The organism is Falsochrobactrum ovis (genome assembly GCF_003259955.1).
Classification (GTDB): Bacteria; Pseudomonadota; Alphaproteobacteria; order Rhizobiales; family Rhizobiaceae; genus Brucella; species Brucella ovis_A.
Map to the genome: position 1 here is coordinate 286677 of NZ_QLMK01000003.1, position 18199 is coordinate 304875.

Genomic DNA, 18199 nt, shown 5'->3' on the forward strand with positions numbered 1-18199 from the left:
TCGCTTTTTCACATTCCATTGCGCAAGCGCTGTTATATTCATTCAGACAGAGCGTTGATTTTGGTCCAAAGTGGCGTCAGTGTCTGCGCTATTTCACAAAATAGCGCAAAGCGCTTTTCATAATCGGCATGGCGGGCTGGGTCGGGCTGATAGGTTTTTCCAATCGTTTCAAGATCACGTGGATCGCTGTAAACGCTATCAAACACCCCTACCCCTGTGCCGGCACAAAGAGCGGCACCCCATGCGGCCGCTTCATCCGTATCAGTCACCGTCACGGGCATGCCCAATATATTGGCAAACATTTGTGCAAAGGCAGGACTGCGCGACACACCGCCCGTCAGGCGTGCGCTCGAAATCGCAAAACCTCCCTTAAGGTGCTCAACATGAATGCGATGATTAAAGGCAATGCCTTCCCACACAGCGCGCAGCATATCGCCCCGATCTTGCCAACCGCGCAGGCCAAAAAACGCACCACTTGCAGAAGCGCCATAAGGCGAACCAAAGAGATAAGGATGGAACAGTGCTGTTGATGGCCGCGCCAACGCTGCATCAATTTCTGGAAGCAATATATCATGGATTGATTGGCCCGATTGCTCTGCCTCGCGTCGTTCAACCGCACAAAGATTATCCAAGAACCAATCGTAATTCGCGGTCGAGGCCGGGGAAATCGACATATTATTCCATTCACCGGGCGCAATTCCATTGCGGCAAAACCAATTTTCATGAACGCGTGGTTCGTTAGAAAGCGTTTCATTGATCGAATAAGTGCCAGCAACCACCGCGACTGTACCGATCTTCAACCCGCCCACCCCAAGCGCAGATGCTGTCACATCATGCAAGCCACCAACCACCGGCGTTCCTGCAACAAGGCCAGTACGCTCGGCGCAGGCTTGCGAAACATGGCCGACAACCTCATCGGAGCGCTTCATTTCAGGCAAGGCATTCCAAAGTTCATCAAGACCAAACAAGGCTAACGCGTCTTTGGAATATTCCTGCGTCTGCACGTCGGTAAAAGAAGTCGATGCTTCTGTTCGATCCGTGCCAATCAATCCGGTCAGGCAAAAACGCAGCCAGTCTTTGGCTGCAAAAACATGCGCAATCCGTTGATAACGGTCCGGCTCATAGTTTTTAATCCAAGCAAGAATTGCTGATGGAGCCGATGCGTGTGGGAGCTGACCGGTAATATCGATCGATTGACGGGCAACATCCGTTTTAAGCCAGTTGTCAACCTCGTCTTTTGCACGGCTATCAAGCGAAACTATGCCTGCGCCGAGTGGGCGACGATCTCGATCCAGCATATAAATGCCATCACCATGGGCGGTAGTGGCAATTGCAACAATGTCAGATGCAGGACGACCGCTTTTTTCGATCACTTCCTCTATAGCATCCGCAGTGGCATTCCAGAATTCATCCATATCGCGTTCGACATGGTGAGGATGAGGGAAAAACTGCGTAACCCTGCGGCGCGCAACCGCCAATGGGGTTCCATCAACATCAAACAAAACTGCCTTTGTAACAGTTAGTCCGCTATCGATTCCCAAAAGACAAGGCATAGTCATATTCCTGATTTGCAGCAGGTTTTACACCCGCAAGCTGCGACATTGCGCGAGTTTAATGAATTATGAAACGCTCAGATTTCCGTTTCATTACGGCTGGCAATTACGACATTGATGCCCTGCGCTTGCATCCGCTCCAAATGGGTAGCGGGCGTATTTTCATCAACAATTACAACATCAAAATCGCTCAGCGCTCCAAAGCCATGCAAAGCACGGCGTTCAAATTTTGAATGATCCGCCAGCAAAATCCGTTTTGCTGCGCAATCCAGCATTGCCCGTTTTGTCTCAACCATTTCGGGAGATTGATGAAACAACAAATCGTCAGTAATCGCAGCAATGGATATGAAAGCCACATCCGCGCGTAATTTACGTATCTCGCTTGTTGTCATGCCGCCAACGAAGGCGTTGCACCAATTAAACAGTTTTCCACCAAGCCCCAGCAGTGTGATATCGGGCATTTCTCGCGCTTCATTCATCAAAGTGAGCGAATTGGTGATCACTGTAAGTGGTGCGCGCGACGATAAATGCGGCACCATTTGCAAAACGGTCGTGGAATCGTCAAAAAATATCGCTTGTCCAGGTTCGACAAACTGCATTGCAGCCGCCGCAATCAGCTTTTTTTCTTCCGTTTGACGATTAATCCGATAAATATCGCTGGCTTCAATCAGGCTTGTGGGCGCGGCCGAAACAATTCCGCGTGTCTTGCGGCAAAGTCCGCGGCTAACCAGCTCGTCCACATCCCTATGCGCAGTCATAAGGCTTATGCCAAAGCGCTCGGTGATGTCCTCAATCCGCATTGAGCCTTCGGCCATCACAGTTTCAGCGATTTGTTGACGACGGGCTAGCTGACGAGCATGCCTACTATCATTTGGCACCTGCTCGGTCATAAGGTTTTCAAGAGTGATCTTGCTGCCCAAATTCATTGCCACCATCTCAGAAAGGACGCGGAAAATATCCGCGTCCTTTAAGTTTTGACTTACTGTTCGAGAACGAACGGCGCCACATATTTATCAACATTATCCTTGGTGATCAGGATGCAGTCAAAAAGCTGCTTTTCCTGGTCAACGCCGGTTGAACCGGTTTTGATAAAGTTGTCAGCCTGGCGGACAGCAGCTTCAGCAAATACTGCAACTGGCTGTAGAACAGTGTATTGAAGTTCACCGGCCTTGATGGCTTCAACAGCGTCAGGTGAACCGTCAAATCCACCGACCTTAACCTGATCCAGCTTACCGGCCTTTTTCAATGCAGCAATTGCACCAAGCGCCATTTCGTCGTTACCGGAGATAACGCCGATAATGTCAGGATTGGCCTGAAGCAGAGCCTGCATCTTGTCGTGACCCTGGGTACGATCCCAGTTTGCAACGTCCTGACCGACTTTTTCGAGGTCTGGATACTGGCTCAAAACAGTTTCATAACCATTTGAGCGGGTTGCTGCGTTATTGTCGGAAGGTGAGCCGAATAGTTCGACATATTTACCTTCTTCACCAACGGCTTCAACCCATTGTGAAGCACCAAGAGCTGCGCCCTGAGCATTGTTTGAAACGAGCTGAGCCTTTGCAAGACCTTCCTGGTTGATTTCCGCGTTAACGAGGAAAACAGGAATATCTGCAGCAATAGCGCGCTTAACGGCACCAATTGAACCATCAGCATTGGCTGGATCGAGAATGATTGCTACCGACTTGTTGGTGATAGCAGTGTCGATCAGATTGCTTTCGGTATTGGTGTCACCGTTGTGGCCGCTGTAAACTGCACTATAGCCGAGGCTTTCAGCAGTTTTCTTAGCAATTTCGCCTTCTGTGTACCAATAAGGGTTGGAAGGGTCATTGACGATGATCGAGATCAGGCCTTCTGCCCATGCGGAGCCTGCGATCAGCGGCAGTGATGCTGCAGCCGCAAAAACAATGCGCATACTTTTTTTAAACATCTCTCACTCCCATAACGATATTCGTTAATGTGTGCCGGTTTCCCGACGGTATTTTTTCCAGAAGACGAACCATTCACCCCATGGAAACTTCGATACGGCCGGCCTGTCCTGCTGATTATCAGCAGGACAGGCGCAAGAGCTAACGCCGACCGTATTGAATGCTGTTGAGCAGAACTGCCAGTACGATCACTGCGCCTGTAAACACAGTCTGCCAGTAAGACGACACGCCAATAATAACGAGACCGTCAGAAAGGAACCCGATCACAAAAGCACCAAGAAGCGTGCCCAAAATCGTGCCGCGACCACCAGTAAGCGCCGCACCACCAATGACCACAGCGGCAATTGCTGTAAGTTCATAGGTATTGCCTGCGGTGGGGCCTGCGGATGTAAGCTGTGAGGAAAGAACCAGACCTGCAATCGCCGCACAAATGCCGGAAATTACATAGACGGAAACTTTAACCCGCTTAACAGGAACGCCGGAAAGTTCTGCCGCGCGTTCATTGCCACCGGAAGCATAAAGCCAGCGGCCAAATGCGGTGCGATTAAGCACGATTGCAATGATGATAGCCAATACAGCCAGCACCAAAACCCCAATCGGAATGCCAAAAAGCTTATTGAAGCCCAGCCAATCAAACCCAGTATTGCCCAATTCTGGGCGGCCACCGAGATTATTGTAGGTCAGACCATTGGTCATCAACAGCGCAACGCCGCGGGCAACATAAAGCACGCCAAGAGTTGCCACAAATGCGGGCACCCGCAGATAGGCGATCAGAACACCGTTAACCGCACCAACAAGAGCGCCAAGCGCGCAAGTGATCAGCACAACAGCCCAGACGGGGAAGTAAAGAATAACGCCCAAGGCCTCAAGATTGACACCCTGCATCAAGAAGCCAGCAAACACGCCCGCAAGCCCCAATGTTGATCCGACCGAAAGATCGATACCACCATTGAGAATGACCAGCAGCATTCCTACGGCCAAAAGTCCGAAGATTGCCACATGGGACGACATGATGAGGAAGTTATCGACGGTAAAATAATGCGGTGAAAGGATTGAGAAAACCGCGATAATAGCAATCAGCGCAAAGAAAGCACGTCCTTCGAGCAATAGTTGCACGATATTGAGTTTGCGCTTTTCCCCTGCGGGAGACGCGGCATTTCCTTTGGTGCCCGTGACTGACATTCTATCAGTACTCCATAATAACGGTTGAACGGGATGACGATAAAATGCGCAATTTCGTCAAATCTCCCGCTCGCAATTTAGTGTGTAGATCAATGCGATTTCGGCTGGAAACCATGTTGACCTAATGATTAACCACTGCCTCTCCCGAAGCAGCCATTATCTTTTCCTTGGAAACGTCAGAGCCAAATTGGGCCGAAACGCGTCCACGATGCATGACAATTATGCGATGTGCGATACTCAGGCATTCACCGACTTCCGAGGTCGTGTAAACAACGGCAAGTCCTTGCTCAGCCTTCTCGGCTAGAAGTTTGAACACTTCCGCCTTGGCACCAATATCGATCCCACGGCTCGGCTCATCCAGCAGAATCACTTTCGGATCCGTGGCCAACATCTTGCCGATGACAACCTTCTGCTGGTTACCGCCCGAGAGCGAACCGATTGCTGCATCGCCACCATCTGTCTTGATGTGAACCCGTTCAATCGCGCTGGCGATCAAGTTTTTTTCACTCGTCTTGGAGGTAAACAGGCCTTTGGTAATGGCGCCAATGCTTGCCAGCGAAAGATTGCCGCCAACACTCATTGTTTGCACAAGGCCGTCACGCTGGCGATCTTCAGGAACTAAAACCAATCCCGCATCAATACGCTGTGCGATAGATAGGCCTGAGACATCTTCACCATTAAGCAGCACCCGACCCGCACTTGGTTTGAGACGTCCGGCAATAGTCTCCAAAAGTTCGGTTCGGCCCGCACCCATAAGACCATAAATACAGACAATCTCACCCGCTTGAACTTCAAGCGACATATTATCTACGACCGAATAATCGCCCCCAGCTGGATCAGGGACAGATAAGCCTTCAACTTTAAGCGCTACATCTCCCCAGTCGTAACCTTCCGGCGGCGAGCCAAGATCAAAGTTCTCGCCCACCATGTTACGCACGATCCATTCCAGATCAATTTCCGAGCGTGGCGCATAGGCGGTCATGGTACCATCGCGAAGCACAACCGCATGATCGGTAATTTGCAAAGCTTCTTCGAGATGATGCGAGATATAAACAATAGCAACGCCGCGCGCCGTCAGATCCCGCACGACCTTAAACAGCACCTCCACTTCCGAAGCACTGAGCGCCGATGTTGGCTCGTCCATGATCAGAATACGCGAATTGACCGAAAGTGCGCGAGCAATTTCAACGATCTGTTGCTGGCCAAGCCGCAACTCTTCGACGGGTGTCAAAGGATCAATATCTTCTTCGAGCTCTTTCATGAGAATGCGCGTCTGGCGCTCTTCTTCAGCAAAATCCACGCCAGTGGCGTTGCGAATTTCGCGGCCCATGAAAATATTATCCCGAACATTAAGGTTCGGAGCGAGGCTCAGCTCTTGGTGAATAATCGAAATCCCGCGATCGCGTGCATCGGTTGAAGATGCAAAAACGACCGGCTCACCATCCAGAAGAATGGTGCCCGACGTTGGCTGAATCACCCCGGACAGGACTTTCATCAAAGTAGATTTGCCAGCGCCGTTTTCGCCGAACAGGGTGGTGACCTGCCCGCTACGGATTTCGAAATTCACCCCCTTGAGCGCATTGATGCGCCCATAGGATTTGGCAATATTTTGTGCAGCGAGAACAACCTCGCCATGCTTGCCAACAATCTTATCGTGTTGGCTCATTTGACTTCGAGCCCCACAGGCGTGACAAGCATATTCTTTGGATTGACGAGTTTGAAAACACCGACAACCGAGACATTCTGGCCGACAAGCGCCGCACCATCTATATTTTCGAGAATCTGCTTTTTCATCTCATTATTGATGGCAGAACCGGCATTTTGATATTCAATCTGGTTTTTGAATTGACCAAATTCGATCGTGCCTGTGGCATCACGCAGATCGGTGCCATTGATGGCAGGCCCAGTCTGAACACGCAGAGACACCCCTTCCGGAAGCCCCTCAACCTGCACAACATTGTAGTTTGATTTACGCTCAATCACAGCGCCTTCAAACTTGACTGGTATCACCGGATTAACGCTACCAATTCCGTATTTTTTACCAGCAGCATCCTTATCGGCAGCGATAGCTTGAGCAACCTCAACCACGTCAAAGGCGCGTCCTTCGACATCTGATTTGACCTGCGGGAATGTTTCAGCCCCGTAGGCTTCAGGTGAAAACACTTGCTGGCGCACATCGGCTTCAGAGCCGATCTTGACCACCTTAGTGTCAAACCCGATTGCCCCCACGACCACAACCGCCGCCACAATGCCCCAGATCAGGGACCGATTAGCACCGGCAGGTTTACGCGTAGCTTGTACAGTTTGTGGACTCATATCAAACGCCTTGAGCAATTTCTGTCGCCGTCTAAGCAGATCACGCAGATTTCACATGTCACTAATTCAGACTCAACCGCGCCATATGATATGATAGCGGCATGTTATCAACTTCAAATATGATGTTATAAACACCAATTCGTGTCAATCAGATGTTTTGAATCTTTAGATTTATATGCAAAAATCCGGCGGCTTTTTCTGATATCTATACGGATAAAGCACCATATTCGAAGTGCAAATCAACCGTAAAACATACCGACTTACCGCCGCACGGACAACACAATACAGAACATTTTCATTAATAATATCAATTAGATATATCCAAAAAAATCGCACTTACCGGCGCTTATTAATAAGATCTAACTTATTAAATCAGACATTATTATCTATCTATAAAATCTCTGGTAATAGCCATTGTGAAAAAAACTTCTGAGTGCTAAAAATTTTACAGACACTCTCGCAGGCTTATGGTATTTCCCGAAAAGAAAAAGCCCGTTTAGTAAAGTCAGGCACTGTGAATCAGCATGGTGGTCACGGAATGCGCATTATGTGACCAGTAGTTTGGGAGGCATATCTCAGAATGCGTGGTAAAGGTGATGTTATCATCGGCATTGATGCCGGCACTTCGGTTGTCAAAGCTGTTGCATTCGATCTCCGGGGCCGTCAGCTCGAATCATCCGCAGTCCGCAACAAATATGAGACTGGCGAACATGGGGCAGCGACTCAATCGCTGGTTCAGACCTGGGCTGATTGCGTGAGTGCTCTGCGGGGATTAGGCGAAAAGCTGCCCGGATTGGATGAGCGCACTGCGGCAATTGCCATAACCGGACAAGGTGATGGCACTTGGCTTGTTGGAAAAGACAATCAGCCCGTTGGCGATGCTTGGCTTTGGCTGGATGCGCGCGCTGCTGAAACCGTGAACAAATTGGCCGCCAAGCCTTCCAACCGCGCCCGCTTTGAAGCGACCGGAACCGGCCTTAATACCTGCCAGCAAGGCCCGCAAATGGCGCATATGGACAAGATCTGTCCTGAACTGCTTGATAATGCAGAAGTGGCTCTGCACTGTAAGGACTGGCTTTATCTCAATCTAACTGGCGTGCGCGCGACCGACCCTTCCGAGGCGAGTTTTACATTTGGTAATTTCCGCACCCGTCAATATGATGACCTTGTGATCGATGCGCTTGGCCTCTCTCATCGCCGTCATCTTTTGCCGGAAATTATTGATGGCACGCAAATCACCCATCCTTTAAGTGATGAGGCCGCAAAAGCCTCGGGTCTACGTGCCGGAACGCCCGTCAGCCTTGGTTATGTCGATATGGTGATGACCGCTCTTGGTGCTGGCGTTTACTGTGGCAATTCCGATGCGGGTTGCTCAACGATTGGCTCCACCGGCGTACATATGCGCGCCAAAAAAGTAGCTGATATTCATCTCAACGACGAAGGCACCGGCTATGTGATTACATTGCCCTCACCCGGCATGGTCACGCAGGTTCAGACCAATATGGGCGCAACCATTAATATTGACTGGATCCTACAAGTTGCGGCTGATCTCGTATCGTCAGTGGCAGGCAAGGAAATCACATTGCGTGATCTTCTTCCGCGTCTCGACGAATGGTTTAATGAAAGTCGGCGAGCTGCGGTGCTTTATCACCCTTATATTTCCGAGGCAGGCGAACGCGGGCCCTTTATCAATGCCTATGCGCGCGCAGGTTTTATCGGCCTGTCCAGTCGCGACCGCTTTCCAGAATTGGTTCGCTCGGTAGTCGAGGGCCTGGGGATGGCAACGCGCGATTGCTATAGTGCAATGGGTGAAAGTCCCAGTGAATTGCGCATAACCGGCGGCGCTGCACGTTCACGGGCTCTGCGCAGCACGTTGAGCGCCGCGCTCAATGCGCCGGTGCGGGTTTCTGCGCGTGAAGAAGCAGGCGCTGCCGGTGCCGCCATGATGGCAGCGGTTGCAATCGGTGCCTATACTGACATGGAAGCTTGTATAGATGAATGGGTTGCACCGCTTCTTGGACCTGCGGAAGCCCCAGACCCAGAAGCTGCTGGCCGATATGCAGAATTGTTTACGGCCTATAAACAAGCCAGACAGGCATTGCCGCCCGTCTGGGACAGACTTGCCGCTGATCAGCTGGCCTGAATTAACTTGACATCGCCGCAAGATGCGGCATCCGAAGGAGCACGAAATGGCTGAACCGGAAATCCACGATCTGCTCATTATTGGCGGTGGTATTAATGGCGCGGGGTTTGCGCGTGATGCGGCAGGACGCGGCTTATCGGTCGTTCTTTGTGAAAAAGATGACCTGGCGGAAGGCACATCCTCGCGCTCTGGCAAGCTGGTGCATGGGGGCTTGCGTTATCTAGAATATTATGAATTCCGCCTGGTTCGCGAAGCGCTGATCGAGCGTGAAGTACTGCTTAATGCAGCCCCTCACATCATCTGGCCCATGCGGTTTGTGCTTCCACACAGTCCGCAAGATCGGCCTGCATGGCTGGTTCGCCTTGGCTTGTTTCTTTATGATCATCTTGGTGGCCGCAAAAAGCTGCCCGGCACCCGCACGCTTGATCTCAATCGCGATCCGGAAGGTGCAGCGATTTTGGATCAATATACCAAAGGCTTTGAATATTCCGATTGTTGGGTCGATGATTCCCGTCTCGTCATACTCAATGCGATGGGTGCGGCTGAAAAGGGTGCGACCATTCTGACCCGCACACCTGTTACATCGGCGCGCCGTGAAAAAGGCGGATGGGTTGTTGAGACCAAAAATCGTGATACCGGCGAAGTGCGCACATTCCGCGCCCGTTGTATCGTCAATTGCGCCGGGCCATGGGTGACAAATGTTATAACCAATGTCGCCAGCTCAAAATCCACACGTAATGTACGTTTGGTGAAGGGTAGTCACATTATCGTTCCGAAATTCTGGAGCGGGTCCAACGCCTACCTGGTGCAAAACCACGATAAGCGTGTGATCTTCATCAACCCTTATGAGGGTGACAAAGCCCTGATTGGCACCACCGATATTGCCTATGAGGGGCGCGCCGAAGATGTCAGCGCCGATGAAAATGAAATCGAATATTTGATCAGCGCGGTAAACCGCTATTTCAAGGAAAAGCTTCGCCGCGAAGATGTGCTACACAGCTTCTCTGGCGTGCGGCCACTGTTTGACGATGGCCAGGGCAACCCTTCCGCTGTCACTCGCGATTATGTTTTCGACCTCGATGAAACCAATGATGCACCGTTGCTGAATGTGTTTGGTGGTAAAATCACCACATTCCGCGAACTGGCCGAACGCGGCATGCATCGCCTTAACCATATTTTCCCGAAAATGGGCGGTGACTGGACCCATGATGCCCCGCTTCCGGGCGGCGAAATTCCCAACGCCGATTATGAAAGTTTCGCAAATAGTCTGCGTGATAATTATCCGTGGATGCCGCGCAAATTGGTTCATCATTATGGACGTCTTTACGGTGCGCGCACTAAGGAAATCGTAGCGAACGCTTCCGATATCGCTGGGTTAGGTCGGCATTTTGGCGGCAATTTTTATGAGGCCGAAGTGCGCTATCTGGTTGCCAAAGAATGGGCGAAAACCGCTGAAGATATTCTTTATCGCCGGACCAAACATTACCTTCACATAAGTGAAGCTGAACGAGCCGCTTTCATTGAGTGGTTCAACAATGATAAAATTTCTGCCTGAGGACAACATGGCCCTTACGCTTTCGCTCAATACAAACCCGCTGGTAAACCGTTTTGCTGAGCCTTCCGATCTGATTGAAACCGTAGCGCGTGACCTGCGTCTGCGTGATCTTCAGCTCACCCATGAGTTCATCAATCCAAGCTGGCAGGCTTCAACCATTCGTCGCCTGACCCGCGACATGGACAAAGCACTGCAACGCACCGGCGTTCGCGTTACCTCAGGCATGACCGGCCCCTATGGACGGTTGAATCATTTTGGTCATCCTGACGCCGATGTTCGCCGCTATTATGTCGATTGGTTCAAAACCTTTGCCGATATCATTGGCGATCTTGGTGGAAAATCTGTCGGAACACAGTTTGCGATCTTCACCTATAAGGATTTTGACGATCCTGTTCGCCGCGAAGAGCTGATTAAAATTGCGATTGATTGCTGGGCCGAAGTGGCCGAACATGCCGCTGGTGCCGGGCTTGAATATGTGTTCTGGGAGCCCATGAGCATTGGTCGGGAATTTGGTGAAACGATTGAGGAATGCATCAAGCTTCAAGATCGTTTGACGGCCGCAAATATGACAATCCCTATGTGGATGATGGCGGATATTGACCATGGTGATATCACTTCATCCAATCCCGATGATTATGATCCCTATGCCTGGGCACGCGCGGTACCAAAAGTCTCACCCATCATCCATATCAAGCAAAGCTTGATGGATAAGGGCGGACACCGTCCATTTACCGCAGAATTTAACGCTAAGGGCCGGATCCAACCAGAACCGCTGCTCAAAGCATTTACGGAAGGCGGTGCCAAAGACAATGAAATTTGTCTGGAACTGTCGTTTAAGGAACGCGAGCCGAATGACCGCGAAGTTATTCCGCAGATTGCGGAAAGCGTTGCTTTCTGGGCGCCATATATCGATACGGGCGCTGCGGATCTTAAAATTTAAATCATAACGATTTTTATAAGGAAATAGGCGTCACGAACATGGTAGATCCAGAACACTCACTGGCCCTTCGTGCCGCCTGGCTCCATTTTGTTGCTGGAATGACCCAATCCGCTGTAGCCAAGCGGCTTGGCCTTCCCTCGGTCAAAGCGCATCGGTTGATTGCAAAAGCAGTTGCAGAAGGCGCAGTTAAAGTCACAATTGACGGCGATATTACCGAATGTATCGACCTTGAAACCCGTCTTGCAGACCAATACGGGCTTGAATATTGTGAAGTTGCACCGGATTTGGGCGAAAAAGGCATTCCGCTTCTAGCTCTTGGCAATGCCGGTGCTGAATTTTTGCGTCGCGAAATTGAGCACGGCGATCATGAAGTGATCGGGCTTGGCCATGGGCGCACCCTATCTGCCGCCGTTCAGCAAATGCCCCGGGTCAACGCACATGAGCTGCAATTTGTCTCATTACTTGGCGGTTTGACGCGTGATTTTGCAGCCAATCCGCACGATGTGATGCATCGCATTGCGGAAAAGACTGGCATGCCTGCCTATGTGATGCCAGTGCCTTTCTTTGCCAACACCGCAGAAGATCGCGAAGTATTGCTGGCGCAAAAAGGCGTTATCAATATTTTCAACATGGGGTGCCGGGCTGAACTTAAGATTGTGGGCATCGGCACCGTCGACCGGCAAGCGCAATTGGTCATGTCTGGTGTCGTTGGTCCGGCTGAATTAGAAGAAATCGCCGCTTTCGGCGGCGTGGGAGAAATGCTTGGGCATTTCTTTGATGCTAACGGCAATTCGTTAGAAACCGCGCTTACTGCACGCACTATCGCCGCTTCCGTTGATAATGCTGATATGAGCCGGATTATTGGCCTTGCCGGCGGCCAATCAAAAGTCGAAGCAATCCGCGCCGTTCTCAAAAGCGGGCGGCTCTACGGCCTCATTACCGATGAACATACCGCAAAGGCGCTGGTCGGCAGCTGAGATTGCATGTGAATATCGTCTTAATTTATCACAAAATCACATTCTCTATAGATGGTTTTGTGATTTTGTGATTATACTCCCCAGGCGACAAAAGGCGCAAATTGGGGGGAAGGGTAATGAAACGCGAAGATAGACGTCAGGCGATTATAAATCTGTTGATTGAAAATCATGCTGTTGATCTTGAACATCTGGCAGAGCGCTTTTCCGTTTCCAAAATGACCATTCACCGCGATCTTGATGCGCTTGAGCAAACAGGCGTTTTGCGCAAGATACGTGGCGGCGCAACCATCGATATGGGCACGCAATTTGAAAGCGATTTTCGCTTTCGTGAAAAACAAGACGGAGAAGCCAAATTAAAAATTGCCCGTGCAGCTCTGGAACTGGTCGAAACGGGCATGACGATCATGATCAATGATGGTTCGACCGCTGCGGTGCTGGGTAATATGCTGCGCGAAAAACGTCCTTTGACCGTCATCACCAATAATGCCGAGATTATCGACAATCTCAAAGGCCAGAGCGGCATCAATCTCATTGCGCTTGGTGGTGTGTTTTCGCCGAAATTCAACGCTTATTTTGGACTATTGACCGAAGAGGCCTTGTCTCGCTTAAGTGCTGATATTGCTTTTATCTCAAGCCCTGCGGTAAACGGCAGAGCCGTCTATCACATGGATGAAAGCGTGGTTCGGACCAAACGCGCCATGACGGCCTCTTCACCGCGGTCCTGCCTTTTGGTCAACCACCGGCGCTTTGGGCGTTTGGCGCTGCATGTCATGGCCGATCTCGCCGATTTTGACGCCATCATCACAGATTCATCCCCCGGCAACGATGTTGTAGCCCCGCTGGAACTGGCCGGGATTAAACTGACAATAGCTGACTAGGAAATTTATATGTCAAAGTTCTGGATCGGAACCAGTTGGAAAATGAACAAGACGCTTGCCGAAGCGCGTCAATTTGCGGAAGCATTGAAAACCGCCGACGCGAACCGCTGCGCAGATATTCAGCGTTTTGTCATTCCGCCTTTCACTGCTGTTCGCGAAGTCAAACAGATCCTTTCGGATAGCTCCGTCAAGGTTGGCGCGCAGAACATGCATTGGGCCGATCAAGGTGCATGGACGGGTGAAATTTCGCCCCTTATGCTTAAAGATTGCAACCTTGATATTGTCGAATTGGGCCATTCAGAACGCCGGGAACATTTTGGCGAAACCAATGAAACGGTGGGCTTGAAGGTCGAAGCCGCTGTGCGTCATGGCTTGATTCCACTCATTTGTATCGGCGAAACCTTGGAAGACCGCGAAAGCGGACGTGCGGCTGAAGTGCTCGCCGGAGAAGTACGCGGTGCACTTTCCAAGCTTTCTGATGAGCAAAAGAGCGCGGAAATTCTGCTTGCTTATGAGCCCATCTGGGCGATTGGCGAAAACGGCATCCCGGCATCGGCTGATTATGCCGATGCACGCCAGGCCGAAATTATTGCAGTTGCACAGTCCATTCTGGGCCGCCGCATCCCCTGTCTTTATGGCGGCTCGGTCAATCCCGGTAATTGTGAAGAGCTTATCGCATGCCCACATATTGATGGACTGTTCATTGGCCGTTCCGCCTGGAAGGTTGAGGGCTATCTCGACATTCTCGACAAATGCGCCCGGAAAATCAAAGCCAACTAAATTTCGGGTTAATTGAAATAAGGAGTAAAATTATGAAAATCGCAGTAGCAGGTGACAGCGCCGGTGAAGGTCTTGCCAAGGTTCTCGCTGAGCATCTGAAAGATCGCTATGAGGTTTCAGAAATCTCGCATACTGAAGCAGGCGCTGATAAGTTTTATGCTAATCTTTCTGATCGCGTTGCTTCTGCCGTTATCGATGGCACTTATGATCGCGCAATCATTGTTTGCGGCACCGGTATTGGCGTTTGCATCGCAGCCAATAAGGTTCCTGGCATTCGCGCAGCACTGACGCATGACACCTATTCGGCAGAACGTGCTGCCCTTTCCAATAATGCGCAGATCATCACTATGGGCGCACGCGTCATCGGTGCCGAAGTCGCAAAGACCATTGCCGACGCATTCTTGGCGCAGACCTTTGATGAAAACGGCCGTTCCGCCGGTAACGTACAGGCGATCAACGAAGTTGACGCGAAATATAACGCACGTTAATTTTTAACACGCGCAACAATAAAGGGCGGAGAATTCTCCGCCCTTTTGTTTAGATTTCATACGCTTAACTGAATTTCGGGTCCAGCGATCCATCACGATAACGCTTCGCCATCTCAGCAAGCGGGATCGGACGAATTGACGATGCGTGGCCTGCTGTGCCGAACTGTTCGAAACGTTCTTTGCAAAGCTTGGTCATCGCAGCCATTGCGGGTTTGAGGTATTTACGCGGATCAAATTCACTCGGATCTTCCTGCAAGACGCGACGGATCTGACCTGTCATCGCCATGCGATTATCCGTGTCGATATTGATCTTACGCACGCCGTTTTTGATACCGCGTTGAATTTCTTCGACCGGCACACCCCAGGTTGGCTTCATCGCGCCGCCATATTTATTGATGATTTCCTGAAGCTCTTCCGGCACCGATGACGAGCCATGCATCACCAAATGGGTATTTGGCAGCTTGCGATGAATTTCTTCAATCACATGCATGGCCAGTACCGAACCATCTGGCTTGCGGGAGAATTTATATGCGCCGTGCGATGTGCCCATAGCAATTGCCAGAGCATCGACCTTAGTTTCGCGCACGAACTTCACTGCTTCATCAGGATCTGTCAGCAATTGCTCCTGCGACAACACACCTTCTGCACCATGGCCGTCTTCAGCGTCGCCCATGCCGGTTTCCAGTGAGCCCAAAATGCCCAGCTCGCCTTCTACTGAAATGCCACCAAGATGGGCCATTTCTGAAACCTGACGGGTGACAGAGACATTATAATCCCAATCTGCCGGGGTTTTTCCATCCGCCTTCAACGAACCATCCATCATAACGGAAGTAAAACCAGCCTGAATGGCGGTCATGCAAGTCGCAGCTTCATTGCCATGATCAAGATGCACGCAAACTGGAATATGCGGATAGATTTCCGTAACCGCGTCCATCATGTGACGCAGCATAATATCATTGGCGTAAGCCCGCGCACCGCGCGAAGCTTGCAAGATAACTGGCGCGTCAACGGCGTCTGCCGCTTCCATGATAGCCAGTGCCTGTTCCATATTATTAATATTGAAGGCGGGGACACCGTAGCCGTTTTCAGCAGCATGGTCGAGCAATTGCCGCAGCGTGATACGCGCCATTTCAAACTCCCATAGTTATCGAGCGAAATACTCGCCCAGCATGTCTACTTCTTCGGCAACGCCGAATACCAATCCGCAGCGCTCATGATAGGCCTGCGGAACAATGTCGAGGATCGGCGTAATCCCATTGGTTGCTTTTCCACCTGCCTGCTGGCACAGAAAAGCGATGGGATTTGCCTCATAAACCAGCCGCAAACGGCCATTTTCATAGCCCTTGCGGCGGTCATTCACATAAAAGAACAAGCCACCACGCTGCAAAATCCGATGCATATCGCCCACAGCGGCACCAAGCCAGCGCATGTTGAAATTGCGGCCCCGCGGACCTTCCGTTCCGTTGAAACAATCATCAATATAGGCCTTCATGCCATCGGAAAGATGCCGATAAACAGAAGCGTTGAAAGCCAGATCGGACGTGCGGGCTGGCAATTTCACATCGCGACGCGTGATCAGGAACTGCCCAGTTGTAGGGTCCATGGTCGCAAGAAGAACGCCATCGCCAACCGAAAATCCAAGATCGACCGAATTGCCATAAGAGACATAACCAGCGGCCAATTGACGATTGCCTGGCTCAAGGAACGGCTCATCCTTATCCGCAGGTATGAGCGAAAAAATCGTGCCAAGCGGCGCGCCAAGGCCGACATTGCCAGAGCCATCCAGCGGATCAATCGCAACCGCAATCAACCCGTCACTTTGACCTGTGATTGGCTGATCAGCCTCTTCGGAAAGAATGGTTGCGACACCAGCATCAATCAGCAATTCAACAAAAAGATTATGAGAACCAACATCGATGCTTTTCTGCTGGTCCTGATCGCTGTTTACACCCACCAGCTTGCCTGGATCGCCAAGAAGCGAGCCGCTCGCAATGCGCCCTGCAAGCCTGACAGCGCCCTTCAGAATGGCTTTAATAGCGTTTACGCTCGCCCGGCGTGTTGCGTCCGTTCCAGCCCAATTATCAAGATAATCTTCCACCGTCATATGAGCGGATATATCGCCATCGCCCGCAAGGACAAGAGGCGGATAATGACGCGAAACAATGGCACAATCAGCACTCTGTTTAGGGACAGGCGCAATCGAATTGGAACTCATTTACAGCAATCCCTAACGAAATTTCTGAGGTCAAATACCTCTTTCTGGGTCAGGGATTGGGTAACACCATTTGAAAAACATAACAATATGAGCAAAAAATTATAACGATTTAACTGTTACATTATCTTCAAAAATCACAATTTCACGGTAGCTAAACAGCACTTTGTCACCATTCGGCACTGATTTTTTGATTAATCACCGCTGATTTTTCAGAATCGGGCCTCGCATTCTTGCAAGGCCCAAAGTTTTTATCCGTTAAAAATTCCAGTCTTCATCCTCAGTCGCTACGGCCTTTCCGATCACATAGGAAGAGCCTGAACCAGAGAAAAAATCGTGGTTTTCATCCGCATTAGGTGAGAGGGCCGAAAGGATGGCTGGATTAACCTTACAGCTCTCTGGCGGAAACAGCGCTTCATAGCCGAGATTCATCAGCGCTTTATTTGCATTATAATGAAGAAACTTCTTTACATCTTCAGTCAGGCCAACACTGTCATAAAGCGCCTGCGTATAGCGCACCTCGTTATCATAAAGCTCAAGCAGCAGCTCATAAGCGAAATCCTTGATCGCCTGCTTTTCTTCCTCGCCAATATTTTCCAACGCACATTGATATTTATAGCCGATATAATAGCCGTGCACTGCCTCATCACGAATGATCAAGCGAATGAGATCTGCTGTATTGGTAAGTTTGGCGCGGCTCGACCAATACATTGGCAGATAAAAGCCCGAATAGAAAAGAAAGCTTTCCAGAAACACACTAGCGATTTTTTTCTTCAACGGATCGCCAGAATGATAATTTTTTAAAATGAGTTTCGACTTATTTTGCAAAAACTCGTTTTCTTCCGACCAGCGATAGGCGTCATCTACATCTGGCGTCAGACAGAGCGTAGAAAAAATGGAAGAATAAGATCGCGCATGCACCGCCTCCATGAAAGAAATATTTGAAAGCACAGCCTCTTCATGTGGAGTTGCGGCATCAGCCATTAATGTGACAGCGCCCACTGCATTCTGAATCGTATCGAGCAATGTTAGTCCGGTGAAAACCCGGATAGTCAGCTGCTTTTCCTCGGCGTTAAGCGTTTCCCATGACTGAATATCATTGGAAAGCGGCACTTTTTCTGGCAGCCAGAAATTGCCCGTCAGGCGGTTCCACACTTCCAGATCCTTGTCATCCTCAATGCGGTTCCAGTTAATTGCGCGCATAGGAGCGGACACTGGGGCAGTGGTTTTGAGTTGAATAGTCATGGTTT

General features: G+C 50.4%; 16 protein-coding genes. 7 read left to right on the forward strand and 9 right to left on the reverse strand.

Features of this window, described 5'->3' with window-relative positions; translation table 11 throughout:
* Positions 1-38 precede the first annotated feature (38 nt).
* The 6 genes from C7374_RS06890 to C7374_RS06915 form a co-directional block, all read right to left on the reverse strand.
* Complete coding sequence (locus C7374_RS06890; RefSeq protein ID WP_111574866.1) at positions 39-1553, reverse strand: FGGY-family carbohydrate kinase; 1515 nt, start codon at positions 1551-1553, stop codon at positions 39-41.
* A gap of 77 nt (positions 1554-1630) precedes the next feature.
* The gene (locus C7374_RS06895) at positions 1631-2479 is read right to left on the reverse strand and encodes a DeoR/GlpR family DNA-binding transcription regulator (RefSeq protein ID WP_111574867.1); all 849 of its coding nucleotides are present in this window, start codon (positions 2477-2479) and stop codon (positions 1631-1633) included.
* Between the two features lie 53 nt (positions 2480-2532).
* The gene (locus C7374_RS06900) at positions 2533-3480 is read right to left on the reverse strand and encodes a D-ribose ABC transporter substrate-binding protein (protein ID WP_111574868.1); all 948 of its coding nucleotides are present in this window, start codon (positions 3478-3480) and stop codon (positions 2533-2535) included.
* Between the two features lie 139 nt (positions 3481-3619).
* Entirely contained in the window at positions 3620-4660 is a 1041-nt protein-coding gene (locus C7374_RS06905; RefSeq protein WP_111574869.1) for an ABC transporter permease, read from the reverse strand.
* Between the two features lie 121 nt (positions 4661-4781).
* Positions 4782-6326, reverse strand: a complete 1545-nt coding sequence (locus C7374_RS06910; protein WP_111574870.1) for a sugar ABC transporter ATP-binding protein — start codon at positions 6324-6326, stop codon at positions 4782-4784.
* On the reverse strand, positions 6323-6976 hold the full coding sequence (locus C7374_RS06915) for a DUF2291 family protein (protein ID WP_111574871.1): 654 nt from the start codon (positions 6974-6976) through the stop codon (positions 6323-6325). The genes C7374_RS06910 and C7374_RS06915 overlap by 4 nt, the downstream gene beginning before the upstream one ends.
* A 580-nt stretch (positions 6977-7556) precedes the next feature.
* On the opposite strand from C7374_RS06915, the gene C7374_RS06920 reads away from it, so the two are divergent.
* From C7374_RS06920 to derI, 7 genes are all read left to right on the forward strand, one after another.
* Positions 7557-9119: an FGGY-family carbohydrate kinase gene (locus tag C7374_RS06920; protein WP_111574872.1), complete on the forward strand. Its 1563-nt coding sequence runs from the start codon at positions 7557-7559 to the stop codon at positions 9117-9119.
* Positions 9120-9165: 46 nt separating this feature from the next.
* Positions 9166-10674 (forward strand): glycerol-3-phosphate dehydrogenase, encoded by a 1509-nt coding sequence (locus tag C7374_RS06925; protein WP_111574873.1) that lies wholly within the window; start codon positions 9166-9168, stop codon positions 10672-10674.
* A gap of 7 nt (positions 10675-10681) precedes the next feature.
* Positions 10682-11614 carry a TIM barrel protein gene (locus C7374_RS06930; RefSeq protein WP_111574874.1) on the forward strand — a complete coding sequence of 311 codons (933 nt, stop codon included), beginning with the start codon at positions 10682-10684 and terminating at the stop codon, positions 11612-11614.
* 38 nt (positions 11615-11652) lie between these two features.
* Positions 11653-12591 (forward strand): sugar-binding transcriptional regulator, encoded by a 939-nt coding sequence (locus tag C7374_RS06935; RefSeq protein WP_111574875.1) that lies wholly within the window; start codon positions 11653-11655, stop codon positions 12589-12591.
* A gap of 116 nt (positions 12592-12707) precedes the next feature.
* Entirely contained in the window at positions 12708-13469 is a 762-nt protein-coding gene (locus tag C7374_RS06940; protein ID WP_111574876.1) for a DeoR/GlpR family DNA-binding transcription regulator, read from the forward strand.
* Positions 13470-13478: 9 nt separating this feature from the next.
* Complete coding sequence (locus tag C7374_RS06945; protein WP_111574877.1) at positions 13479-14249, forward strand: triose-phosphate isomerase; 771 nt, start codon at positions 13479-13481, stop codon at positions 14247-14249.
* A gap of 32 nt (positions 14250-14281) precedes the next feature.
* Positions 14282-14737 carry a D-erythrulose-4-phosphate isomerase gene (gene derI, locus C7374_RS06950; RefSeq protein ID WP_111574878.1) on the forward strand — a complete coding sequence of 152 codons (456 nt, stop codon included), beginning with the start codon at positions 14282-14284 and terminating at the stop codon, positions 14735-14737.
* A gap of 64 nt (positions 14738-14801) precedes the next feature.
* Here the strand turns inward: derI and fba are convergent, their stop codons facing one another.
* From fba to nrdF, 3 genes are all read right to left on the reverse strand, one after another.
* Positions 14802-15866, reverse strand: coding sequence for a class II fructose-bisphosphate aldolase (fba, locus tag C7374_RS06955; RefSeq protein ID WP_111574879.1), 1065 nt, complete (start codon positions 15864-15866; stop codon positions 14802-14804).
* A 15-nt stretch (positions 15867-15881) separates the two neighbouring features.
* The gene (locus C7374_RS06960) at positions 15882-16841 is read right to left on the reverse strand and encodes a class 1 fructose-bisphosphatase (RefSeq protein ID WP_245412601.1); all 960 of its coding nucleotides are present in this window, start codon (positions 16839-16841) and stop codon (positions 15882-15884) included.
* A gap of 366 nt (positions 16842-17207) precedes the next feature.
* Positions 17208-18194 carry a class 1b ribonucleoside-diphosphate reductase subunit beta gene (gene nrdF, locus C7374_RS06965; protein WP_111574881.1) on the reverse strand — a complete coding sequence of 329 codons (987 nt, stop codon included), beginning with the start codon at positions 18192-18194 and terminating at the stop codon, positions 17208-17210.
* Between the last annotated feature and the right edge of the window lie 5 nt (positions 18195-18199).